The sequence below is a fragment of the Acidovorax sp. BL-A-41-H1 genome (assembly GCF_051942715.1).
In genome coordinates, this window is record NZ_JBPVJQ010000003.1 from 489,465 (window position 1) to 511,489 (window position 22,025).

Here is a 22,025-nt window from a genome sequence, read left to right on the forward strand (position 1 = left end):
GCTGCAAACCAGACGCTCAATGGTGTCAGGTTGCTTCGCGTATCAGGACCGCCGGTCCCAAAATACGGGACGGCGCTATCCAGGACCGCGAGGTGCGCAGTGAATCCAGAGCAGAAACAAAAAACCCGGCATCCGCCGGGCTTCCTGCTTTCAATTCCTCCTCACTTGCAGCTAAAACTGCTCGCACTCTCCACATCCCCCGTCCCGTTGTAGCGCGCCACCTTCGGGTACACGCACAGCGGCCGCGTGCGGTTGGCAGACCAGGTGGCAGGCAGCTCGGCGTTGACCACATTGGCGCCCGTGCCGCGTGCCTTGGCCGTCACGCTGTCGGGCGCCTTGCCTTGTTCCACCCAGGCCACCAGCGGGGCCAGCATGTCGAACTGGTCGGTGGCGGGGCCGCCGGAGCAGTGGTTCATGCCGGGGATGAAAAACAGGCGGGCAAACGCGTCGGCGTTGTTGCTGTTGCTGGCCTGCAGCTTGTCCATCCAGCTGGCGGTGTCGATGGGCGAGAACACGCCGTCGGCCACACCGTGGAAGACGATCATCTTGGCGCCGCGATTCTTCAGCGTGTTCAGGTCGCTGGGGTTGGGCGGCGTCATGAACGACCAGGGCGATTCGGTGTAGACCGATGTGGTGGCAAAGATCTTCTGGTAGTCGGTTTCCATGTTGAAGTTCAGCGCGTACTGCAAGCCGGTGGTGGCGCCAAAGGCCGCCACGGTGCTGGGCGGCGACGTGAAGATGAAGGCCACCGCACCGGCGTCGCGCGTGGCGGGCGCGCCGAAGTGCCACGATGCAAAGTTGGTCCCCGCAATGCCGGGGTCAAACCAGGTGCCCTGGTACAGCGCTTCGCCCTTGCTGTTCTTGGGGCCGGCAAATACGCTGGCCAGCACACTCTTTTGCTCGCTGGTGATGCACGAGCCATCGCGCGTGCCGGTGCAGGTGGGCACGTCGTTTTGCAGGCTGAAGGCGGCCTGGCAGGCTGCCACGTCGTTCACCTGGCCGTCGGCCACGCCGTCGAGCGCGTCGCACTTGGCCACCATGCGGCTGCTGATGAGTTTGAACTCGGCGGGGGTGACGGCGGTGTTCAGATCGGGCTGGCCGTTGGAGTCTTTGGTGGCGACCTTGGCGTATTGCTGGGCCTTCCACAGCTGGGTGGTGGCGGCCTTGGGCAGGCTGAAGCCCGGGTTGCCAGCCAGTACGCCGTCGTACTGCTCGGCATAGCGCGATGCCGCCACCATGGCGTGGCGCCCGCCGTTGGAGCAGCCTGCGATGTACGAGCGGTCGGGCGCCTTGCCGTAGGCGCTCTTGATGAGGTTCTTGGCCATGGGGGTGAGCGTGCCCACGGCCTGGTAGCCGTAGTCCAGCCGGGCCTGCGGGTCCACGCCAAAGAAGGGGGTGGGGGCGCCGTGGCCAGCGTCAGAGCTGAGCACGGCAAAGCCTTGCACCAGGCCCGGGGCCACCGGCGCGGCGCCGCTGACGGAGCCCAGCGCGGTCACCACGCTGCCGTCCAGCCCGCCGTTGGCCTGGTGCAGGAAGCGGCCGTTCCAGTCCACGGGCAGACGCATTTCAAAGCCGATGGCGTAGGCGGCGCCGTCCACCGGGCTGGTGCGCTCTTTCATCTTCCCTTTGACGAGGCAGTGCGCGGGTGCCTGGGTGACTACGCCCTGCAGCGTGAGCGGGCCGGCGGCGATCTGCTCGGCCGATGTGATGCGCGTGTCGGGCAGCGTGAGGCTGCTGGCCAGCGTGGCGCAGCTCTGCAAGGTGGCCGGGGTGGCGGCGCTCAGTTGCGGCGGGGCGGGGTGCGGTGGCGTGGTGCTGCAGCCGATGAGGAGGGCGGCGCTTGCCACCGAAAGCGCCAGGGGCTGCGGCTTACGCAACAGGTTTCTTCTCATCAGGCGCATGGTGTTGTCTCCGGTAGGTTTTCGAGGCGCAAGGGGGCCCGCAGCATGGCCTCGACACGCTGTGGGAATGAGATCGGTGGAAAATGGGTGTGCTACAAAATATGTAGCTGTATGGGCATATGAATCAAGCGCTACAGCTCTCTTTGGGCTTGAATTCGAGCGCCTGGGCAATGCGCTGGCGCAGGATGGCGGCGCGCAGGTCAAACTCGGGCAGCACCCACTGGGTAAAGGCCTGTGCGGGTGCCGTCCAGCGGTCTGCTAAGCCGGTGGATGCGCGCCCGTGGGCGCGGCGGCTGGCGGTACCGATCTGGCACCAGGCCCATTCCAGCAGCACCAGCGCCACGGCGCGCAGGTAGTCGTCGGCCACCCAGTAGGGCAGCTCGGGGTCGGAGTGCGCGGCAATGGCCAGCGTCTGCGTGATCTCGACCAGCGCATGCCTGCGCGCGCTCGTGGCGGCGCCGGGTGCCTTGCCGGGCAGTGCCGCCAGCAGCGCTGCCAGCCCCTGGCCGCCGTCTGCCAGCACCTTGCGCACCAGCAGGTCAATCGCCTGGATCTCGTTGGTGCCCTCGTAGATCATGGCCACGCGTGCGTCGCGCACGATCTGCTCGATGCCCCATTCGCGCACGTAGCCGTGGCCGCCAAACACCTGCAGGCAAGCACTGGCGCCGTGAAAGCCCTGGTCGGTGAGGGCAGCCTTGAGCACGGGCGTGACCAGCGCGCCCCACCGCTGGGCAGCGGCGCGCTCGCCCGCGTCGGTGCTGTGTTTGGCCACATCGAGCTGCAGGGCCGTGTGGTAGGCCAGCACGCGCCCGCCGTCGATCCAGGCGCGCTGGGTTTGCAGGGTGCGGCGGATGGCAGGGTGGTCTTGAATAAGGCTGGTGTCCTTGGCGCCCGGGGCGCGCATCTGGCGGCGTTCGGCCGCGTAGGCGCTGGCCTTTTGCCACGCGGCCTCCAGCAGGCCGATGCCCTGCAAGCCCACATGCAGGCGGGCGGCATTCATCATCACGAACATGGCGGCCAGGCCCTTGTGGGACTCGCCCACCAGCCAGCCGGTGGCGTCGTCAAAGCGCATCACGCAGGTGGGGCTGCCGTGCAGACCCATCTTTTCTTCAATGCGTTCGCACACCACTGTGTTGCGTGCGCCATCCTGAAGAACTTTGGGCACCAGGAACAGCGAGAGCCCCTTGGGCCCCGCAGGTGCATCGGGCAGGCGCGCCAGCACCAGGTGCACGATGTTGTCGGTCAAGTCGTGCTCGCCGCCCGAGATAAAGATCTTGCTGCCGTTCACGCGCACGCTGCCGTCGGGCTGCGGCACGCCGCGGGTGCGCACCAGGCCCAGGTCGCTGCCCGCGTGGGCTTCAGTCAGGCACATGGTGGCCAGCCATTCGCCAGTGGCCACCTTCTCAAGGTACTGCGCCTTCAGCGCATCGCTGGCGTGGTGCCTGATGCATTCGTACGCGCCGTGCAGCAGGCCGGGCGCCATGGTCCAGCCGTGGTTGGCACCGGCCAGCCATTCGTACAGCACGCATTCCAGCACCGTCGGCAGGCCCTGGCCGCCGTCTTCGGGTGCGCAGGCGAGGGCGGGCCAGCCGCCTTGCCAGAAGGCCTGGTACGCATCACGAAAGCCCGGTGGTGTGGTGACGGTGCCTGCGCTGAACCGGCAGCCCACCTCGTCGCCCACGCGCTGCAGCGGGGCCACGGCGGTGTCGACAAACTTGGCGGCTTCGTCCAGCACCTGGGCCGCCAGGTCACCGTCGGTGTCGGCAAACGGGGCCAGTGCCTGCCACTGCGCCGGGGCGCGCAGCACCTCGGTCAGCAGAAACTGGATATCGGCAAGGGACTGGCGTGCAGGCATGGTTTGCTCTTGTTTTGATAGCTATTGGTGCTTATGAATCAAGCGCTAGGGGCCGATTTGGCTTGAAAATGGCCATTTAGACGTTCGAAACCGACCCCATGGAGCCGCGCACGCTGGGCTGGTCGAAGCAGTTGCACTGCGCGAGGCTTCGACAAGCTCAGCCCGAACGGATCGGGGGTGGGCGGCATGCCCCAGGCGAGGGCTGCCGCGCAAGGGCCGTCAAGCGGCGTAAGCGGCGCTTCGCTCCCGGGCGCTGGCGGCGTCCCCCCTCCCACGCGCCAGCGTGAGAGAGGGGGTGAAGGCGCGAAGCGCCCCCGGGGGGTGCTCTCTAGGACTCTGCCGTGAACCCGATCTTCTTGATCAGCGGGCCCCATGCGTCGAACTCGGCTTTCTGCCAGCGCGCCTGTTCTTCAGGCGTCGTGCCGTGGGGCATCAGGCCCACGATGGCCAGGCTGTCGATGACCGACTTTTCCTTCAGCGCGGCGTTGATGGCTGCGTTGGCGGCGGCGATCACCGGCTTGGGCGTAGCGGCAGGGGCGTAGAAGCCAAACCATTCTTCGGTGGTCAGCTCGGGGAATCCCTGCTCGGCAAACGTCGGCACATCGGGCACGTACTGCGAGCGCTTGGGGCCCGACGTGGCCAGGATGCGCAGCTTGCCGGCCTTGTAGTTAGCAATGAAGTCACCGTGCGGCGTGACCATGGCGGCCACCTGGCCACCCACCACATCGGTCACGCCGGGGATGGAGCCGCGGTAGGGCACATGGCGCAGATCCACGCCGCTGTTGATGCCCAGCAGCGCACCCAGAAAGTGGGGCGTGGAGCCTGCGCCGGGGGAGCCGTAGCTCGCATCCTTGGGGTTGGCCTTGGCCCAGGCCAGGAAGTCCTTCACCGTCTTCACGCTGGCTGGCACCATGGGCCCCACGGCCAGGCCGTGGTGCATGATGGCGCCGATCGACACGGGCGCAAAGTCCTTGTCGCTGTAATTCATCTTGCTGTAGATGTGCGGGTAGTTGGCCAGGGCCGACACCTGCGCCAGGGCCAGCACCGAGCCATCAGCGGGCGCACCCTTGAGCGTTTCCAGCGCAATGCGGCCGCCGGCGCCGGGCTTGTTTTCCACCACGCCCGCGTTCTTGGAATAGGCCGTTCCGCCGAATTTTTCGGCCACGCGGCGGGCTACGGTGTCGCCCGAGCTGCCGGCTGGAAAGCCGAACAGCACCTTGACCTGCTCGATCGGCTGGGCCGAGGCAGACAGCGGGTAGAACGCACCGAGCGCGGCGGCAGACCCGAAAGCTTGTACAAATTGGCGGCGTGTCGTCATGGTTGTCTCCTGATGGTTTTGCGGTGTCGATGACGGGTGAAAAACAAGATGCGGGCGCAATCAGCGCGGGGCCATGCGCAGGGCACCGTCGAGGCGAATGACTTCGCCGTTCAGGTGCCCGTTGGTCACGATGTGGCAAGCCAGCTCGGCAAATTCCTCGGGCTTGCCCAGGCGCGGCGGAAACGGAATGCTGGCTGCCAGCGACTGCTGCACGGCCTCGGGCAGCTCTTTCATCAGCGGCGTGGCGAACAGCCCGGGTGCCACGGTGCACACGCGAATGGCATGTTGCGCCAAGTCGCGCGCCATGGGAAGCGTCATGCCGGCCAGCCCGGCCTTGGATGCGCTGTAGGCCTGCTGGCCCACCTGGCCGTCAAAGGCCGCCACCGATGCGGTGAACATCATCACGCCGCGCTCGCCGTTGTCCAGCACGGGCAGCTTGCTGCACGCGGCGGCAAACAGGCGGCTCACGTTGTAGGTGCCGATCAGGTTGATGTTGATCACGCGCACAAAGTCGTCCAGCGGCGCTGCGCTGCCGTCGCGCTGCACCACGCGCTTGGCGCTGCCGATGCCCGCCACGTTCATGAGGATGCGCGCGGGGCCGTGGGCGGCTGCGGCCTGGTCGATGGCGGCGGTCACGCTGGCGGCATCGGTGATGTCGCAGGCACAGGCCACGGCGCGGCCGCTGCCATGGGTGGCGTTGATGTCGGCGGCCACTTTGTCGGCCAGCTCGGCATTGCGGTCGAGCACCCCCACCCGGGCGCCCAGGCGCGCCAGTTCGCGAGCGGTGGCTTCGCCCAGGCCCGATGCGCCGCCGGTGACGAGGGCTGCTTGTCCTTGAATCTGCATGGTGTGGTCTCCGGTGAAATCGGGGTAACGCTTGAACGGGCTTTCAGGCTCTCAGGCTCTTCAGGCGCCGGGCTTCAGGATGTGCGGCGCGGTGCCGTCGTGCAGGGCCTGCACCAGCGCATCGCGGTGCTTGAGCACGGCGCGCTGGTTGACCGAGCCCTTGTCGGTGATCTCGCCCTTGTCGATGGAAGGTGGCTCGGCCATCAGCAACGCGCGGGCCACGCGGCTGGCGCTGCCGGTGGATTCGCGGGCCAGCCCGTCCAGCACGGCTTCGATGCGCTGGCGCACGGCCGGGTGGGCCACCACGTCGGCCAGCGGTGCGTCGGGGCCCAGGCCCGCGCCTTCTGCCACGGCGCGGCAGGCGGGCGACGGGAATAGCAGCGCGCCCACTTCCTTCATGTTCAGGCCGGTCAGCACCACGTCCTGGATGTAGGGCGCGCCCGCCACGATGATCTTGGCGCGCATGGGGCCCACGCTGACAAAGGTGCCGGTCGAGAGCTTGAAGTCTTCGGCAATGCGTCCGTCAAACGCCAGGCCGCGGTGGATGTTGTGCTCGTCGATCCACTTCACCGCGTCGCCGGTGCACAGGTAGCCTTCGTCATCAAACGCATCACGCGTGGCGGCGTCAGAGCGCCAGTAGCCCGGCGTGACGTTGGGGCCGCGGTAGCGCACCTCGGTCTTGCCGTCCACCTCCACCAGCTTGAGCACCATGCCTGGCACCGGCGCGCCGATGTGGCCCGAGCGCACGTCGGGGCTGTTGCAGAACATGGCCGACGGGGCGGATTCGGTCATGCCGAGGCCCGTGCACATCACGATGCGCTCGCCAATGGCGGCTTCTTGCGTGGCGTGCAGGCTGTCCCACACGGGCTGGGCCAGGCCCGCGCCCGAATAGAAGAACATGCGCACGCGCGACAGCAGGTTGCTGCGCAGCTGCGCGTCGGTCTTCATGGCCTCGGCAATCATTTCAAAGCCGGTGGGCACGTTGAAGTACACCGTGGGCGCGATCTCGCGCAGGTTGCGCAGGGTCTCGCCGATGAGTGCTGCAGTGGGCTTGCCGTCGTCGATGTACAGCGTGCCGCCGTGCTGCAGCGTGAGGCCGAAGTTGTGGTTGCTGCCAAAGGTGTGGTTCCAGGGCAGCCAGTCGACCAGCACGGGGGGCGCCTCGGCCAGCACCGGCAGCGACAGCGAGATCTGCTGCAGGTTGGCACACCACATGCGCTGCGTGTTGATGACCGGCTTGGGCATCTTGGTGGAGCCGCTGGTGAACAGAAACTTCACGATGGTGCCGGGGCCAGTGGCGTGCATGGCGGCATCCACGGCGGGTGTGGCGGTGGTGCTGCGCAGGCTGTCAAACGGGTGGGTGCCGCGGCCTTCGATGGCGCCTTGGGCCAGGATCACTTCCACATCGCCTGCCACGGTGGCTGCAATGGCCTTGCCGTAGCGTGCGCCATCGGCAGCGAACACGAGACCGGGCGTGAGGGTGTCGATGACGTGGCGCAGCTTGTCGTAGTCCTGGCTCACGGTGGCATACGCCGGCGACACGGGGCAATAGGGCACACCGGCGTAGATGCAGCCCAGCGCCAGCAGCGCGTGCTCGACGGTGTTCTCGCTCAGCACCACCACCGGGCGCTCGGCGCTCAGGCCGCGGTCGAGCAGCGCCTGGCCAATGCTGCGCGCGGCGTCCAGCGCTTGCGCATACGTCACGTGCTGCCAGTCACCGGTCTTGCCACCGCCGAGCTGTTCGCGGCGCGCCAGAAAGCTGTGCTCGGGCGTGGCCTCGGCCCAGTGCACCAGATAGTCCGTCACGCGGCGGGCGTAGGCGCCCAGCGGCAGATCGGCCTGCAGGTAGCGCACACCCGGCGCGCCTTCGCGCAGGCTCACGCGGGTGACGCCGAAGTTCACGGGGCGGTAGCGGGCGGTGGCGGTGGGGGTGGAGAGGTCGCTCATTGGGGTTCCGGCAGGGGCAAGGGGTGACTGGGGGGCGGGCTCAGTCCTTGCGGACCTTGGCGGCGCGGCCTTCCAGGAAGTCGGCGAGGCGGGCCTTGGCTTCGGGGGCGCTCTGGGCAATCGCGGCCATCATGGCTTCGGTGAAGAACCCCTGGTCTGCCGGCTGCTCGGCAATGCGGGGCAGAGCGTGCATGAGGGCGTAGTTGGTCAGTGGCGCGTTTTGCGCCACGCGCACGGCCAGCTCCAGTGCCTTGTCAAATGCCTGGCCTTCGGGCACCAGGTACTGGGCAAAGCCCACCCGCTCGCCGTCTTGTGCGTTGTACACGCGGCCCGTGAGCATCATGTCGGTCATGCGGGCCGCGCCGATGAGCTTGGGGATGCGCACCGCGCCGCCGCCGCCCACGAAGATGCCGCGAGAGCCCTCGGGCAGCGCGTAAAAGGTGGATTCGTCGGCCACGCGGATATGGCAGGCGCTGGCCAGCTCCAGCCCGCCGCCCACCACCGCGCCATGCAGCGCGGCAATCACGGGCACCGGGCCGTACTGCACGCGCTCCAGCGCAGCGTGCCACATGCGCGAGTGGTGCAGGCCCTGGCCGGCATCGCGCTCCTTGAGTTCCGACAAATCAAGGCCGGCGCAAAAGTGCGGGCCTTCGCCGTCGATCACGGCGGCGCGCACGCTGGCGGGCATGGTCTCGAACAGGTCGCGCAGCGCCAGGATCAGGCCGTCGTTGAGGGCATTGCGCTTGGCACCGCGCACGAGGCGGATCACGGCCACTTCCTGTTGGTCGCCGCGCAGCTCGAAATGGATGTCTGGGTTGGTCATGGTGGCTTTCTGGTTGAACGGATTGTGGTTATAGTTAATAATCAATTCAAGCAAGGGAAGCCGGTTTTTTATCAGTACTTACCCTTGATCTGTGTCACGCCCCTGTTGCAATCCCGGGGCGTACACGGCACAACGACAACGCCTACCGGAGACAACCATGGACCACGAAAACCTGCTCGCCATCGACATCCACACGCACGCCGAAGTGAGCTGCTGGAACCCGTTTGATAACTATGGGGAGGAGTACGACCGCGCGGCCGACAAGTACTTCAAGAACGGCAGGCGCCCCACCATTGCCGAAACGGTGGCGTACTACCGCGAGCAGAAGATCGGGCTGGTGATGTTTACTGTGGACGCAGAGTCCAAGATGGGCCGGCGCCGCATTCCCAACGAGGAGATCGCCGCGGCGGCCAAGGCCAACAGCGACATGATGATTGCCTTTGCAAGCATCGACCCGCACAAGGGCAAGATGGGCGCCCGCGAGGCGCGCCGCCTGATCGAAGAGGAGGGTGTGCGGGGCTTCAAGTTCCACCCTACGGTGCAGGCCTACCACCCCTACGACAAGATGGCCTGGCCCATCTACGAGGTGATTGCCGAGTACGGCATGCCCGCGATCTTTCACACCGGACACAGCGGCATTGGCAGCGGCATGCGCTGCGGCGGCGGCCTGCGGCTGGAATACAGCAACCCCATGCACCTCGATGACGTGGCCATCGACTTCCCCGACATGCAGATCGTGATGGCGCACCCGAGCTTCCCGTGGCAGGACGAGGCATTGAGCGTGGCCACGCACAAGCCCAACGTGTGGATCGACCTGTCGGGCTGGAGCCCCAAGTATTTTCCGAAGCAGCTGGTGCAGTACGCCAACACGCTGCTGAAGGACCGCGTGCTGTTCGGCAGCGACTACCCGCTGATCACGCCCGAGCGCTGGATGAAAGACTTCCAGGAAGCGGGCTTCAAACCCGAAGTGATGCCCGGCATCCTCAAGGGCAATGCGGTGCGGTTGCTGGGGCTGGACAAGCCAAAGCCCGCCCCTGCGGCTATCGCGGGCTGATCAGTCGTAGACCTTCTGTAGCAGCCGGATGAGCGTCTTGCGTTCGGCGGCGGTCAGGCGCGCGGTGGCGTCCTGCTCCAGCTGCGCGGCGGTCTGCTCGGCCTGCCCGGTCAGCTCAACGCCCGCAGGCGTCAGGTGCACCCCCATGGCACGGCCATCGCTGGGGTGCGGGCGCCGTTCGATCAGGCCACGCCGCTCCAGCGCGGCGATCAGGCCCACCAGGTTGGGGGGCAGCACATTGAGCGTGGCGCACAGCTGGCGCGAGGTGATGCCGGGGTTGTGCGCCACCAGCGACAACACCGAAAAATCCACCACCTTCAGGTCGTACACGGCCATGCGTTCCATGAACACGCCAATGATGGACAGCGAGGCACGCCGCGTGTTGTAGCCCACCAGGGTGCGCAAAAAGCGCGTGTCCACCGCCTCCACAGAGGGCTCGCTGCCACTGTCGGGTACGGCCGGAGCAACGGGCGAGGGGTCGGGCAGGGTGCGGGTGCGGCGGGCCATGGCAGATGAAAAATGGATCGGTGCTGGGCGAGGGTGGTCCGGGCACTCGCCGCTGGTGGGGCAGTGCAGAACGTCGGCGTTGCATTGCCTTGCAAGGCAACGCCAACAGCCCGGTGATTCTATGTAACGGGGCAGGTGTGGCGCCGTCCCCCAAGGGCCTGGCCGTGCATCATGCCGGCGCGCGCAGCACCCGGCGGTACTGCACGGCCTCGGCCACATGGCTGACTTCGGTCGCTTCGCTGCCGGCCAGATCGGCCACCGTGCGCGCCACCTTCAGCGCACGGTGGGTGCTGCGTGCAGACCACCCCAGGCGCGCGGCGGCGGTGGCCAGGAAGGCGGCAGCCGTGTCGGCCAGCAGCACATGCGCATCGATCTCCTGGCCCTGCAGCGCCTGGTTGGGCTTGCCCTGGCGGGCCACGGCATGCGCCCGCGCGGTTTCGACCCGCGCCCGGATACTGGCCGAGCCTTCGCCCGCCGGGGCCTTGACCAGCTGCTCGGCGGGCAGCGCGGGCACCTCGAAATGCAGGTCGATGCGGTCCAGCAGCGGCCCGCTGAGCTTGGCCTGGTAGCGGCTGACCTGGTCGGGCGTGCAGCGGCAGGCCCGCAAGGGCGAGCCCAGAAAACCGCAGGGGCACGGGTTCATGGCAGCGATCAGCTGAAAACGGGCCGGGTAATCAGCCCGCTGGGCCGCCCGCGCGATGGTGATGTGGCCTGTTTCCAGCGGCTCGCGCAGGGCTTCGAGCGCGGCGCGCGGGAACTCGGGCAGCTCGTCGAGAAACAGCACGCCGTTGTGCGCCAGCGAGATCTCGCCCGGCCGGGGCGGCGAGCCACCGCCCACCAGGGCCACGGCGCTGGCGGTGTGGTGCGGCGAGCCCGTGGGGCGCTGGCCCCAGGCAGCGGGGTCAAACCGCCCCGCCAGGCTGGCGATGGCCGCGCTTTCCAGCGCCTCCTGCACCGTCATGGCGGGCAGCAGGCCGGCAAAGCGGTGGGCCAGCATCGACTTGCCCGAACCCGGTGGGCCTGCCATCAGCACGCTGTGGCCTCCCGCGGCGGCGATCTCCAGTGCGCGCTTGGCCGACGCCTGGCCTTTGACGTCCGCCATGTCGGGGCCGCCGTGATGCGCCGCCATCGGGGTTGCACGCAGCGGTGTCCACCCGTCGTTGGCTACGTCCGCGTCGCCGCCCTGGGAGCTGCCCGGTGGCAAAAACGCGCGCACTACGTCCAGCAGGTGCGTGGCGCGCACCACGCGGGCGTCGGGCACCAGCGCAGCTTCTTCGGCACTGCCCGGCGGCAGCACCAGGCACGACGTGACCTGTTGCGTCTGCAGCGCCAGGCTGGTGGCCAGCGCGCCGCGCACGGGCCGCAGCTCGCCCGACAGCGACAGCTCGCCCGCAAATTCAAACCCGGCCAGGCGCGCCGCGTCCACCTGCCCGCTGGCCGCCAGAATGCCCAGGGCAATCGGCAGGTCGAACCGGCCCGAGTCCTTGGGCAGGTCTGCCGGGGCCAGGTTCACGGTAATGCGCTTGTTGTGCGGGAACTCCAGCCCGGCGTTCTGCAGAGCCGAACGAACGCGCTCGCGCGCTTCCTTGACCTCGACCTCGGCCAGGCCCACCAGCGTGAAGCTGGGCAGGCCGTTGGCCAGGTGCACCTCCACGGTGACAGCAGGCGCCTGCAGCCCCAGAAGGGCGCGGCTCTGCACCAATGCAAGACTCATGAAACGGTTTCTCCCCAGTTGGGTGCGCGAGGCGCTTGTTCTTGTGGATTGGGCACGCTTGTGCACCAATACCGTGCAGCAGGCCCCAAAGCTGCGCCTGACTGTAAGGCGCCCCGGCTGTAACGCATCGCAACCCTAACGCACAGCAATCCCCTTGGCGTGGCACGGTCTGTGCTTGAAAGGGTTTGTCCCTACTTTGTCCCACCGGAGAAACCCATGACCCACGCCATCCTCAAGACTCTGGGCGTTGCCCTGATTGCAACCCTGCCTGTGCTCGCCAGCGCACAGCTCACCGCCAATGTCAGCCTGACCACCAACTACAAGTTCCGCGGCCAGGACCAGGACCTCAGCAAGAACAAGGCAGTCAAGCCCGCGCTGCAAGGCGGCTTTGACTACGCCTTCGGCGAAACCGGCTGGTATGTCGGCAACTGGAACTCCAGCGTGGACTGGCTGTCGGGCAACTCGCTGGAAGCCGACCTGTACGGCGGTTACAAGTTCAAGGCTGGCGGCGTGGATCTGGACGTGGGCGCGCTCACCTACATCTACCCCGGCAACAGCAACGGCAACACCACCGAGCTGTACGGCGCAGCCACTTTCGGTCCCATCACCGCCAAGTACTCGCACACCCTGTCCAAGGACTACTTCGCCTACGCCGGCCCTGGCAAGAGCGGCCGCAACACGGGCTACTTGAATCTGGCGTTCGCCCAGGAAGTGGCTCCCAGCATCACGCTGAAGGCTTCGGTCGGCTTCACGCGTTTTGCCAGCGACATCGCTGCCCCCAATTACATGGACTACAGCCTGGGCGGTGCGTATGACTTCGGTAGCGGCCTGTCACTCGGCGCAGCCGTGGTCGGTGCCACCAAGAAGGACTTCTTCGGCCCTGCCAACAAGTCGCGCGTGATCGTCTCGCTCACCAAAACCCTGTAAGCAATCGCAGCGGGCGCCCCGGCGCCCTTCACCTGAGGATCCAAAAATGAAAATGGTGACAGCCATCATCAAGCCCTTCAAGCTCGACGAAGTGCGCGAAGCGCTCTCCGACATCGGCGTGCAGGGCATCACAGTGACCGAGGTCAAGGGCTTCGGGCGCCAGAAGGGCCACACCGAGCTGTACCGCGGCGCCGAGTACGTGGTCGACTTTCTTCCCAAGGTCAAGATCGAAGCGGCTGTGGCCGACGACCTGGTGGACCGCGTGATCGAGTCCATCGAGACCGCAGCCCGCACCGGCAAGATCGGCGACGGCAAGATTTTTGTGACCCACCTGGAGCAGGTGGTGCGCATCCGCACCGGCGAAACCGGCAAGGAAGCCCTGTAAGGGCCGGCCGCATCAGACACAAGAGAAACGCCATGAAAAAACTGTTTGCTTCCCTCATCCTGGGGCTCGGTCTGCTGACGATGGGCAACCTCGCGCTGGCCCAGGCGCCTGCCACGGCTGAAGCGTCGGCCACCGCGCCCGCTGCTGCAGCCCCTGCCGCCGACGCAGCTGCCCCTGCCCCTGCGGCTGCAGCTGCACCAGCCGCAGCAGCAGCAGCAGCTGCACCGGCTGCCGCTGCCGAGGCACCTGCCCCCGTGCCCAACAAGGGCGACACCGCCTGGATGATGACCTCCACCATCCTCGTGATCCTGATGGTCCTGCCCGGCCTGGCGCTGTTCTACGGCGGCCTCGTGCGCAGCAAGAACATGCTGTCGGTGCTGATGCAGGTGATGGTCACGTTCTCGATGATCGTCGTGCTGTGGTTCATCTACGGCTACAGCCTCGCCTTCACCGAAGGCAGTGCCTTCATCGGCGGGTTCGACCGGCTGTTCATGAAGGGCATCTGGGACAACGCTGCGGGCACGTTTGCCAACGCGGCCACGTTCAGCAAGGGTGTCGTGATTCCGGAAGTGGTCTTTGCCGCCTTCCAGGCCACGTTCGCCGGCATCACCTGTGCCCTGATCGTCGGTGCATTCGCAGAGCGCATCAAGTTCAGCGCCGTCATGATGTTCATGGTGCTGTGGTTCACCTTCAGCTACCTGCCCATCGCCCACATGGTGTGGTTCTGGATGGGTCCTGACGCCTACACGTCCAAGGAAGTGGTCGACGCCATGACCAGCAAGGCCGGCCAGATCTGGCAGTGGGGCGCGCTGGACTTCGCCGGCGGTACCGTGGTGCACATCAACGCAGCCGTCGCCGGCCTGGTGGGTGCTTACATGGTGGGCAAGCGCATCGGTTATGGCCGCGAAGCCATGGCCCCGCACAGCCTGACGCTGACCATGGTGGGTGCCTCGCTGCTGTGGGTGGGCTGGTTCGGCTTCAACGCCGGCTCCGCCCTGGAAGCCAACGGTTTCGCAGCTCTGGCCTTCATCAACACGCTGGTGGCTACTGCTGCTGCCGTGCTGGCATGGTGCATGGGTGAAGCGCTGATGCGCGGCAAGGCTTCGATGCTGGGTGCAGCGTCGGGTGCAGTGGCCGGCCTGGTGGCCGTGACGCCTGCTGCTGGCAACGTCGGCATCGGCGGCGCGCTGGTGATCGGTCTGGTGGCCGGCTTTGCCTGCCTGTGGGGTGTCAACGGTCTCAAGAAGATGCTGGGTGCCGACGACTCGCTCGACGTGTTCGGCGTGCACGGTATCGGTGGCATCGTAGGTGCCCTGCTGACCGGTGTCTTCAACTCGCCGGCCCTGGGTGGCCCCGGCTATGTGGCTGACTGGGTCACCGCATCCATGGTCACTGCTGCCGACTACTCCATCGCTGCCCAGGTGTGGACGCAGGCCAAGGCCGTGCTGCTCACCATCGTGTGGTCTGGCGTGGTTTCCTTCGTGGCCTACAAGATCGTGGACCTGACCATCGGTCTGCGCGTCACGGAAGAAGACGAACGCGAAGGCCTGGACATCACTTCGCACGGCGAGACAGCGTACAGCCGCTGACCGCCTGCCCCGACGCGCTGCGGTGTCTGGTGGCACCGCAGCGTGGCAACAAGAACAAAGCGAGTTACTTTCTGGTGATGAGCCCGCCGTACTGGCGGGCTCTTTTTTTGGCTGGAGGGCCGCCACCAGGGCCCTCGCATCCAGCGACAGAGGCACGGGCAGCCGTGCCGGGCCCTGCCGGGACTGCTCCGTGCAAGCGGCCAAACCGGTAGGCAGGGAAGCCGCCAAATCGTGTACCGCCCGCCCCGCGCGCGCCCAATTGCACGCCTTTCGTTCAAAAAATTCACGGCAGACCGTGCCCCTGCCGCAGGCACCAGCCGCTACGATTGGCCGCATGGACCTCGCCCTTGCCCAGATCACCGACCGCGTTCGCGCCGCTGCCGCCGAACACACTCCCTTGCGGATACGCGGCGGAGGCACGAAGGACTTTCACGGCCGGTCGTTGCAGGGGGACGTGCTCGACACCCGGGCATTCCACGGCATCGTGAGCTACGAGCCCAGCGAGCTGGTGGTGACGGCCCGTGCCGGTACTCCGTTGGCAGAGCTGGAGGCTGCGCTGGCGGCGCAGGGTCAGTACCTTCCGTTCGAGCCCCCGCATTTCCAGCGGACCGGGGCGGATGGCGCCACGGTGGGCGGCATGGTGGCTGCCGGGCTGTCGGGCCCGGCCCGCGCCAGCGTGGGCGCCGTGCGCGATTTCATCCTTGGTACCCAGGTTCTCAACGGCCGAGCCGAACTGCTGGTGTTTGGCGGCCAGGTGATGAAGAACGTGGCAGGCTACGACATTTCGCGCCTGATGGCGGGCTCGTGGGGCACGCTGGGCCTGCTCACCGAAGTGAGCCTGAAGGTGCTGCCTGTAGCCCCCGGCGAAGCCACGCTGCGCTTCGAGTGCAACCAGGCCGACGCGCTGCGCAAGCTGCATGCCTGGGGCGGCCAGCCGCTGCCGCTGAACGCCAGCTGCTGGGTGCAGGATGCTGGCGTGGGCACGCTGTACGTGCGCCTGCGGGGCGCCATGGCTGCGGTGGAGGCCGCTTGCAAGTCGATGGGCGGCGAGCGCATGGACAACGCCGTGGTGGCCGCAGACTGGGCCGCCTGCCGCGAGCAGACCTTGCCCTGGTTTGCTGCGCGCCCGGCCGACCACGGCCTGTGGCGCCTGTCGGTACCCGCCACCGCCCCGGTGCTTGCCTTGCCCGCTGCAGCGCAGCCGCTGGTGGAATGGCACGGCGCACTGCGCTGGGTGCAGGCGCCGCTCTCGGCCGGGGACGCGCTGCGTGCCGCCGCCCGTGCTGCTGGCGGTTCTGCTATGTTATTCGTAGCGCCTCAGGCAGATGAATCAAGCGCTACCGGCCAGTTTGACCTTGAGTCAAAGCCACTGGAGCAAATCCACGCCCGCATCAAGCAGAGCTTCGACCCTGCGGGCATCTTCAACCGCGGGCGGCTGTCGCCGCACTGGTAGGCACCGCCCATGCGCCGCCTGCGCCACCTCACCGGTCACCACCGCACGGTGGCCAGCAACCGCGTGCTGGGCCAGCTGCTGGCCTTCAATGCGGGGGCGGTGAACGCAGGCGGGTTCCTGGTGCTGCACCTGTACACCTCGCACATGACCGGATTCCTGTCGATGCTGGCCGACAGCCTGGTGCTGGGGAACATGGCCCTGGTGCTGGGCGCCCTGGGCGCCTTGCTGGCTTTTACCAGCGGCGCGGCCACCACGGCCATCATGGTCAACTGGGCGCGCCAGCGACGGCTGCACAGCAGCTATGCGCTGCCACTGCTGCTGGTGGCCGTGCTCATGCTGGTGTTTGGCCTGGTGGGCGCCGTGACGCTGTACTGGAGCACGCCCTTTGCGGTGCCCGCCACGGTGTTGCTGCTGTCTTTCATGATGGGCGTGCAGAACGCCACGGTGACCAAGATGTCAGCCTCGCAGATCCGCACCACCCACATGACGGGCGTGGTGACCGACCTGGGCATCGAGCTGGGCAAGATGCTGTACTGGAACCGCACCGGCACGGCGCCGGATGCGCAGGTGCGGGCCAACCAGGTGCGGCTTCGGCTGTTTGCCAGCCTGCTGGCGATGTTCCTGGTGGGCGGCATCGCAGGCGCGGCCGGGTTCAAGCATGTGGGCTTCGTCTTTGTGGTGCCGCTGGCGCTGGTGCTGCTGGTGCTGGCGCTGCCGCCGCTGTGGGCGGACCGCGCCCGACTGCGCCATCCACTGCGACGCGTGACACCGGGTGCCGCACCTTCAGATGCCACGTCCAGCCCCTGACGCCTGCGCACTGTCCCCCTTTCAGCCTTTTCCTGATCCTCTCCCTCCCCGTCCAGGCATGCACGATGCAAACCCAACTCTCTCCTGAATACGCAGACCGCGCCGATGGCCGCGAGGCCGAAGCCATCCTGCGCAAATGCGTGCACTGCGGCTTTTGTACCGCCACCTGCCCCACGTACCAGCTGCTGGGCGACGAGTTGGACGGTCCGCGTGGCCGCATCTACCTCATCAAGCAGGTACTGGAGGGCGAAACCCCCACGCGCTCCACGCAGATGCACCTGGACCGCTGCCTGACCTGCCGCAACTGCGAGACCACCTGCCCCAGCGGCGTGCAGTACGGGCACCTGGTGGACATCGGCCGCAAGATCGTCGATGAAAAAGTACCCCGCCCCATGGGTGAAAAGGCGCTGCGCTGGGCGCTGAAGGAGGGCCTGCCTTCGCCCCTGTTTGCCCCCGCCATGAAAGCCGGGCAGATGGTGCGCGGCCTGCTGCCCGCAGCGCTCAAAGCCAAGGTGCCCGCGCCGCAGGATGCGGGTGCCTGGCCCACGCGCCAGCACGCGCGCAAGGTGCTCATGCTGGCCGGGTGCGTGCAGCCGGCCATGATGCCCAACATCAACACCGCCACCGCCCGCGTGTTCGACGCGGTGGGCGTGCAGTCGGTGATTGCGCCCAAGGCGGGGTGCTGCGGCGCGGTGAAGTTCCACCTGAACGACCACGAAGGCGGGAAGGCCGAGATGCGCGCCAACATCGACGCCTGGTGGCCGCTGGTGGAACGCGGCGGGGTGGAGGCCATCGTGATGAACGCATCCGGCTGCGGCGTCACCGTCAAGGAATACGGCCACATCCTGAAGGACGATGCGCAGTACGCCGCCCGGGCCGAGCGCATCAGCGCGCTCACACGCGATCTGTCGGAGCTGTTGCCCGACATGCTGCCCGAGCTGGCCGCCAAGCTGCAGGGCCGTGTGAACCAGCCCGACACCCTGTACGCCTATCACCCGCCCTGCACCCTGCAGCACGGGCAAAAGCTGCGCGGCGGGGTCGAGACGCACCTGAACCAGCTGGGCTTCAAGCTGCGCACCGCGCGCAACGATGCGCATCTGTGCTGCGGCTCAGCAGGCACGTATTCGGTGCTTAACCCCGATCTTTCCTACCAGCTGCGCGACCGCAAGCTGGGCGTGCTGGCCGAGGCCTTTGGCGAGCAGCCGCCCGACATGATCCTGTCGGCCAACATCGGCTGTATCACCCACCTGCAAAGCGGTACCGGCACGCCGGTGCGCCACTGGGTAGAGGTACTGGACGAGGCACTGCGCGGCTGACGCGCTGCCTGAGACGCTAGATAACGCGCGGCCTAACGTGTGGCCTAACGCGCTGCCTCAAGCTGCGAAGCCCAGGCGCGCAGCTCGGCCTCGGGCAGCGGCCGCGCGAAGCGGTAGCCCTGGAACAGGTCGCAGCCTGATTGCAGCAGGCTGGTGTGCTGCGCCTCGGTCTCCACGCCTTCGGCCAGCACCTTCAAATCCAGCTGGTGCGCCATGGCCACGATGGCGTCGATCAGAACGGCCGGGCGCTTGCCCTGGCCGCTGTGCCCTGGCGCATCGATGTCCATGATGAAGGACCGGTCGATCTTGAGCACGTCAATCGGCAGGCGCTTGAGGTAGGCCAGGCTGGAATATCCGGTGCCGAAGTCGTCGAGCGCAAACCGCACGCCATGGCGGCGCAGCTGGGCCATCTTCTCCAGCGTGGCCTCCAGGTCTTCGACCAGTACGCTCTCGGTCAGCTCCAGCTCCAGTGCAAAAGCCTGGATGCCCACCCGGGCGATCAGGTCCTCGATACGGTGGGTGAAGTCTGCCTCGCGGAACTGGCGCGCGCTCACGTTCACGGCCATCGTCAGCGGCCCGGCCCAGGCGCTGCAGGCCGGGTCGCTTTGCCAGCGGTGCAGCGTGGCGGCGGCCTCCTGCAGCACCCAGTTGCCCAGCGGCACGATGAGACCGCTGGCTTCGGCCTCGGGGATGAATTGCGCCGGTGACACCAGCCCGCGGCGCGGGTCCTGCCAGCGCACCAGCGCTTCCACGCCCGCCAGGCGGCCGTTGCTGCCCATCTGCGGCTGGTAGTGCAGCACCAGGGGGCAGGGGCTGGTCTGCAACGCGCGGCGCAGGTCGCTGCGCAGTGCCAGGCGCTCGCTGGCGGCTTCCTGCAGGGCGTGGGCAAAAAAGTGCACGTGGTCGTCGCCTGCGTCCTTGGCACGGTGCATGGCGGTTTCAGCTTCGCGCAGCAGCTCCGGTGCATCGTTGCTGTCGTTGGGGATCATCACCAGGCCCGCACCGGCCGAGAGGTGCAGCACCTGGCCCTGCACCTCCAGCGGTTCGGCAATGGCGGCCAGCAGCATCTCCACGCTGCGTGCCGCGGCGGCCGATGCAGCGCCCAGGTCGCCCTGCAGGTCTGGCATCAGCAATGCAAACGTGTCTCCGTCTACCCGCGCCAGCGTCTGGCCCTGCTGCTGCAGCGCGCTGAGCCGCCGCGACATGATGCGCAGCACCGTATCGCCTACGCCCATGCCCATCGAGTCGTTGACCGACTGGAAGGCGTTGATGTTGATGGTGGCCAGCGCGGCGCGCCGCGGCTGGGCGTCGGCCGTAGCCAGCTCCTGCGTCACCTGCTCCAGCAGGAAGCGGCGATTGCTCAGTCCGGTCAGGGCGTCGAAGTGGGCCAGCTGGCGGATTTCGGCCTCGGCCGCCAGGCGGGTGCGGATGTCGCGCAGGGCGACCACGCGCACATGGCGGTGGCCCAGCTGGCGCTTGCGGACACTGCATTCGCAGGGGATGACCTGCCCGTGCGTGTCGATCATGTCGACCTCCCAGACGCCTTCCGCGCCGTGGGCAATCCGCTGCATCGTGTTGTCCAGCAGCGAAGGCGCTACCCACGACAGGATAGGCGTGCCCACCAGACCACCCGGAGGTGTCCCGAAGAGGCGATCTGCGGCCGCGTTGGCGTCGGTCACGTGCCCGTTCTCGTGCAGGAGGATGGCTTCAAAAGCCGCGTCGGACAGCTGGCGGAACCGTGCCTCGCTCTCGGCCAGCGCAGTGCTGCGCGCCTGCAACTGCCCGGCCATGTGTTCCAGCGCGATGCCGAGGTCACGGAACTCGCCGCTGCCGCGCCACTGGGGCAGGTGCTGGAAGTCGCCAGCGCCAATGCGTTGCATGCCCGCCCGCAGTGCTGCCACCGGCCGCAGGATGCCCCGGCGTGCCAGAAACAGCAGCCCGAGCACGGCCAGCGCCACTGCAGCCGCCAGCATCAGGCCCAACTGCCTGAGCTGCGCCCAGGTCTGCGCTGCCACGGGGCGCAGGTCGTAGTCAATCCACAGCAGCCCCTGGCGGGTGGCGCGCATCTCCCCAGGCTGCAGGCCCATGGTGACGGGCGCCAGCGCGGTCAGCCGCAGCTGCGCCAGGTCCAGGTGCAAAAACTCGCGCTGTGCCTGGCGTACTTGCTGTACGGCTTCGTCAGTAAAGCCCGGAATGCTGGTGGTGGCGCTGTGCCCGCGCCAGGCAAACCGGGTGGCGGCAATCACCTTGCCATCGGGCCCGATGAGCGCTGCATGGGCGATGGCAGGCTCCAGGCCCAGCTGCGACACCACGCTGTCGGTGCCGCTACCGTCGCCGCGCCGCAGCACGGTTTCCAGCGCGCGCCGCGTCTCCAGCAGCTCGGCATGCGCCGTGGTGTCGGCAAACTGCTGCAGTTCGCGCTGGTAGTGCTGCTGCTGGGCCGCCAGCACGATCAGGAACATCACCCCGCTGGCCAGCACCAGCGACAGCGGCAGCCACAGCCGCAGGCTGAACACCCGCACGGGGCGCGCGTGGCGGGGCGGGGCTGTCGTCATGGCTTGTTGCCGCGCACGAAGCGGTCGTCAATGAGCGTGGCCACGCCCACGGGCCGTTGCAGCAAGCCCTGGTCGAACATGGTGTGGGCCATGCGCTGGGCCGAGGTCGCCAGCGGTGCCTGGGGGCCGCTGAGCAGTACGCGGTTGGCCGCAGCGTCGGGCAGGTCGATGCCGTTCAGTGCAGCGTCCATCTCGGCAGCCGTCAGGCCCAGGCGCGGGGCCATGCGCTGCAGTGCGTCGGCCCGTGCGGTGTGCAGGTGACCCAGCGCGCGCTGGTGTGCGTCCAGCAGCTGCGCGATGCGCGGCGCGCAGCAGTCCAGCGCCTCCTGGCGGGCCACCAGCACGTCCACGATTTCGCCGGGGATGTCGCTGCTGTCGAACAGCACCTGTGCCCCGCGGCCGCGCAGCCCCTGCAGCACCGGGTCGAAGGTCACCAGTGCATCGACATGGCCCTCGCGCCATGCGGCCAGGTGTTCGTCCAGCGGCAGGGGCACCACGGTGATGTCGCCGGAACGCAGCCCGGCCTTGCCGAGCGCTGCATTGAGCATGTAGGCGCCCACGGCGGTCTGCTCCACGCCCACCTTGCGCCCGCGCAGGTCGGCCAGGCCCGAGATGCCTGCGCGCGCCACCAGTGCATCGGCGCCGTTGGAGATGTCAACCACCCACACCACCTTGAGCGGCACGCCCTCCTGGACGAGGGTGAGCACTTCGTCGAGTGTGAGCCCGGCCATGGCGAGGCGGCTGGTGCGCAGGGCATCCATGCTCTGCGTGGTGGAGCCCAGTTCCACCAGCCGCACGGGCAGGCTGTTGTGCAGGCCCAGGTCGCGCGCAAGGTACAGGGGCTCGTAGCCAGTCCAAGTGTTGGTGCCCACCGTGAGCGGCGCTTCGTGGCGGGGCCCGCAGGCTGCCAGCAGGGCTGCGCACCCTGCCAGGGCCAGCGCCGCACAGGCACGGCGCCACTGGCCGCGGTGTGTCGGGCGGTCCACAGGGGAGGGCACAGAGGAGTGCATCGCCCGATGGTAAGCCCC

17 protein-coding genes are annotated in these 22,025 nt (G+C 67.6%); 7 read left to right on the plus strand and 10 right to left on the minus strand.

What is annotated here, in order from left to right:
- Positions 1-161: 161 nt before the first annotated feature.
- The 6 genes from ACTPOI_RS03300 to ACTPOI_RS03325 all read right to left on the minus strand — a co-directional run bounded on the left by ACTPOI_RS03300 (position 162) and on the right by ACTPOI_RS03325 (position 8,690).
- The gene (locus ACTPOI_RS03300; protein ID WP_440106371.1) at positions 162-1,901 is read right to left on the minus strand and encodes a tannase/feruloyl esterase family alpha/beta hydrolase; all 1,740 of its coding nucleotides are present in this window, start codon (positions 1,899-1,901) and stop codon (positions 162-164) included.
- A gap of 124 nt (positions 1,902-2,025) precedes the next feature.
- On the minus strand, positions 2,026-3,756 hold the full coding sequence (locus tag ACTPOI_RS03305; protein ID WP_440106373.1) for an acyl-CoA dehydrogenase family protein: 1,731 nt from the start codon (positions 3,754-3,756) through the stop codon (positions 2,026-2,028).
- A gap of 328 nt (positions 3,757-4,084) precedes the next feature.
- Positions 4,085-5,074, minus strand: coding sequence for a Bug family tripartite tricarboxylate transporter substrate binding protein (locus tag ACTPOI_RS03310; protein WP_440106375.1), 990 nt, complete (start codon positions 5,072-5,074; stop codon positions 4,085-4,087).
- A gap of 60 nt (positions 5,075-5,134) precedes the next feature.
- On the minus strand, positions 5,135-5,920 hold the full coding sequence (locus tag ACTPOI_RS03315; RefSeq protein WP_440106377.1) for an SDR family NAD(P)-dependent oxidoreductase: 786 nt from the start codon (positions 5,918-5,920) through the stop codon (positions 5,135-5,137).
- A gap of 60 nt (positions 5,921-5,980) precedes the next feature.
- Positions 5,981-7,867, minus strand: coding sequence for a feruloyl-CoA synthase (locus ACTPOI_RS03320; RefSeq protein WP_440106379.1), 1,887 nt, complete (start codon positions 7,865-7,867; stop codon positions 5,981-5,983).
- A 40-nt stretch (positions 7,868-7,907) separates the two neighbouring features.
- Positions 7,908-8,690 carry a crotonase/enoyl-CoA hydratase family protein gene (locus tag ACTPOI_RS03325; RefSeq protein ID WP_440106381.1) on the minus strand — a complete coding sequence of 261 codons (783 nt, stop codon included), beginning with the start codon at positions 8,688-8,690 and terminating at the stop codon, positions 7,908-7,910.
- Positions 8,691-8,847: 157 nt separating this feature from the next.
- On the opposite strand from ACTPOI_RS03325, the gene ACTPOI_RS03330 reads away from it, so the two are divergent.
- The gene (locus ACTPOI_RS03330) at positions 8,848-9,744 is read left to right on the plus strand and encodes an amidohydrolase family protein (protein ID WP_440106383.1); all 897 of its coding nucleotides are present in this window, start codon (positions 8,848-8,850) and stop codon (positions 9,742-9,744) included.
- Here ACTPOI_RS03330 and ACTPOI_RS03335 read toward each other — a convergent pair whose 3' ends face one another.
- Both ACTPOI_RS03335 and ACTPOI_RS03340 read right to left on the minus strand, forming a co-directional pair.
- The gene (locus tag ACTPOI_RS03335; RefSeq protein ID WP_440106385.1) at positions 9,745-10,251 is read right to left on the minus strand and encodes a MarR family winged helix-turn-helix transcriptional regulator; all 507 of its coding nucleotides are present in this window, start codon (positions 10,249-10,251) and stop codon (positions 9,745-9,747) included. It abuts the gene before it with no gap.
- Between the two features lie 169 nt (positions 10,252-10,420).
- On the minus strand, positions 10,421-11,965 hold the full coding sequence (locus tag ACTPOI_RS03340) for a YifB family Mg chelatase-like AAA ATPase (RefSeq protein ID WP_440106388.1): 1,545 nt from the start codon (positions 11,963-11,965) through the stop codon (positions 10,421-10,423).
- A gap of 216 nt (positions 11,966-12,181) precedes the next feature.
- Here ACTPOI_RS03340 and ACTPOI_RS03345 point away from each other — a divergent pair, with 216 nt between their 5' ends.
- The 6 genes from ACTPOI_RS03345 to glcF all read left to right on the plus strand — a co-directional run bounded on the left by ACTPOI_RS03345 (position 12,182) and on the right by glcF (position 18,442).
- The gene (locus ACTPOI_RS03345) at positions 12,182-12,892 is read left to right on the plus strand and encodes a TorF family putative porin (RefSeq protein ID WP_440106390.1); all 711 of its coding nucleotides are present in this window, start codon (positions 12,182-12,184) and stop codon (positions 12,890-12,892) included.
- Positions 12,893-12,938: 46 nt separating this feature from the next.
- Entirely contained in the window at positions 12,939-13,277 is a 339-nt protein-coding gene (gene glnK, locus ACTPOI_RS03350; protein ID WP_015012094.1) for a P-II family nitrogen regulator, read from the plus strand.
- Positions 13,278-13,309: 32 nt separating this feature from the next.
- A complete protein-coding gene (gene amt, locus ACTPOI_RS03355) occupies positions 13,310-14,866 on the plus strand; it encodes an ammonium transporter (protein WP_440106393.1) in 1,557 nt (518 codons plus the stop codon).
- 334 nt (positions 14,867-15,200) lie between these two features.
- A complete protein-coding gene (gene glcE, locus ACTPOI_RS03360) occupies positions 15,201-16,319 on the plus strand; it encodes a glycolate oxidase subunit GlcE (RefSeq protein ID WP_440106395.1) in 1,119 nt (372 codons plus the stop codon).
- A 9-nt stretch (positions 16,320-16,328) separates the two neighbouring features.
- The gene (locus tag ACTPOI_RS03365; RefSeq protein ID WP_440106397.1) at positions 16,329-17,126 is read left to right on the plus strand and encodes a YoaK family protein; all 798 of its coding nucleotides are present in this window, start codon (positions 16,329-16,331) and stop codon (positions 17,124-17,126) included.
- A 65-nt stretch (positions 17,127-17,191) separates the two neighbouring features.
- Positions 17,192-18,442: a glycolate oxidase subunit GlcF gene (gene glcF / locus ACTPOI_RS03370; protein WP_440106399.1), complete on the plus strand. Its 1,251-nt coding sequence runs from the start codon at positions 17,192-17,194 to the stop codon at positions 18,440-18,442.
- 44 nt (positions 18,443-18,486) lie between these two features.
- Here the strand turns inward: glcF and ACTPOI_RS03375 are convergent, their stop codons facing one another.
- Positions 18,487-20,997: a putative bifunctional diguanylate cyclase/phosphodiesterase gene (locus ACTPOI_RS03375; protein ID WP_440106401.1), complete on the minus strand. Its 2,511-nt coding sequence runs from the start codon at positions 20,995-20,997 to the stop codon at positions 18,487-18,489.
- Positions 20,994-22,007, minus strand: a complete 1,014-nt coding sequence (locus ACTPOI_RS03380) for an ABC transporter substrate-binding protein (RefSeq protein WP_440106403.1) — start codon at positions 22,005-22,007, stop codon at positions 20,994-20,996. Before ACTPOI_RS03380 ends, ACTPOI_RS03375 begins: the two co-directional genes overlap by 4 nt.
- Positions 22,008-22,025: the final 18 nt, after the last annotated feature.

What these genes read in the sequence shown, in the direction of transcription:
- ACTPOI_RS03300 (WP_440106371.1), bottom strand. Translation starts at nt 1,901, where the DNA reads ATGCGCCTGATGAGAAGAAACCTGTTGCGTAAGCCGCAGCCCCTGGCG.
- ACTPOI_RS03305 (WP_440106373.1), bottom strand. Translation starts at nt 3,756, where the DNA reads ATGCCTGCACGCCAGTCCCTTGCCGATATCCAGTTTCTGCTGACCGAG.
- ACTPOI_RS03310 (WP_440106375.1), bottom strand. Translation starts at nt 5,074, where the DNA reads ATGACGACACGCCGCCAATTTGTACAAGCTTTCGGGTCTGCCGCCGCG.
- ACTPOI_RS03315 (WP_440106377.1), bottom strand. Translation starts at nt 5,920, where the DNA reads ATGCAGATTCAAGGACAAGCAGCCCTCGTCACCGGCGGCGCATCGGGC.
- ACTPOI_RS03320 (WP_440106379.1), bottom strand. Translation starts at nt 7,867, where the DNA reads ATGAGCGACCTCTCCACCCCCACCGCCACCGCCCGCTACCGCCCCGTG.
- ACTPOI_RS03325 (WP_440106381.1), bottom strand. Translation starts at nt 8,690, where the DNA reads ATGACCAACCCAGACATCCATTTCGAGCTGCGCGGCGACCAACAGGAA.
- ACTPOI_RS03330 (WP_440106383.1), top strand. Translation starts at nt 8,848, where the DNA reads ATGGACCACGAAAACCTGCTCGCCATCGACATCCACACGCACGCCGAA.
- ACTPOI_RS03335 (WP_440106385.1), bottom strand. Translation starts at nt 10,251, where the DNA reads ATGGCCCGCCGCACCCGCACCCTGCCCGACCCCTCGCCCGTTGCTCCG.
- ACTPOI_RS03340 (WP_440106388.1), bottom strand. Translation starts at nt 11,965, where the DNA reads ATGAGTCTTGCATTGGTGCAGAGCCGCGCCCTTCTGGGGCTGCAGGCG.
- ACTPOI_RS03345 (WP_440106390.1), top strand. Translation starts at nt 12,182, where the DNA reads ATGACCCACGCCATCCTCAAGACTCTGGGCGTTGCCCTGATTGCAACC.
- glnK (WP_015012094.1), top strand. Translation starts at nt 12,939, where the DNA reads ATGAAAATGGTGACAGCCATCATCAAGCCCTTCAAGCTCGACGAAGTG.
- amt (WP_440106393.1), top strand. Translation starts at nt 13,310, where the DNA reads ATGAAAAAACTGTTTGCTTCCCTCATCCTGGGGCTCGGTCTGCTGACG.
- glcE (WP_440106395.1), top strand. Translation starts at nt 15,201, where the DNA reads ATGGACCTCGCCCTTGCCCAGATCACCGACCGCGTTCGCGCCGCTGCC.
- ACTPOI_RS03365 (WP_440106397.1), top strand. Translation starts at nt 16,329, where the DNA reads ATGCGCCGCCTGCGCCACCTCACCGGTCACCACCGCACGGTGGCCAGC.
- glcF (WP_440106399.1), top strand. Translation starts at nt 17,192, where the DNA reads ATGCAAACCCAACTCTCTCCTGAATACGCAGACCGCGCCGATGGCCGC.
- ACTPOI_RS03375 (WP_440106401.1), bottom strand. Translation starts at nt 20,997, where the DNA reads ATGACGACAGCCCCGCCCCGCCACGCGCGCCCCGTGCGGGTGTTCAGC.
- ACTPOI_RS03380 (WP_440106403.1), bottom strand. Translation starts at nt 22,007, where the DNA reads ATGCACTCCTCTGTGCCCTCCCCTGTGGACCGCCCGACACACCGCGGC.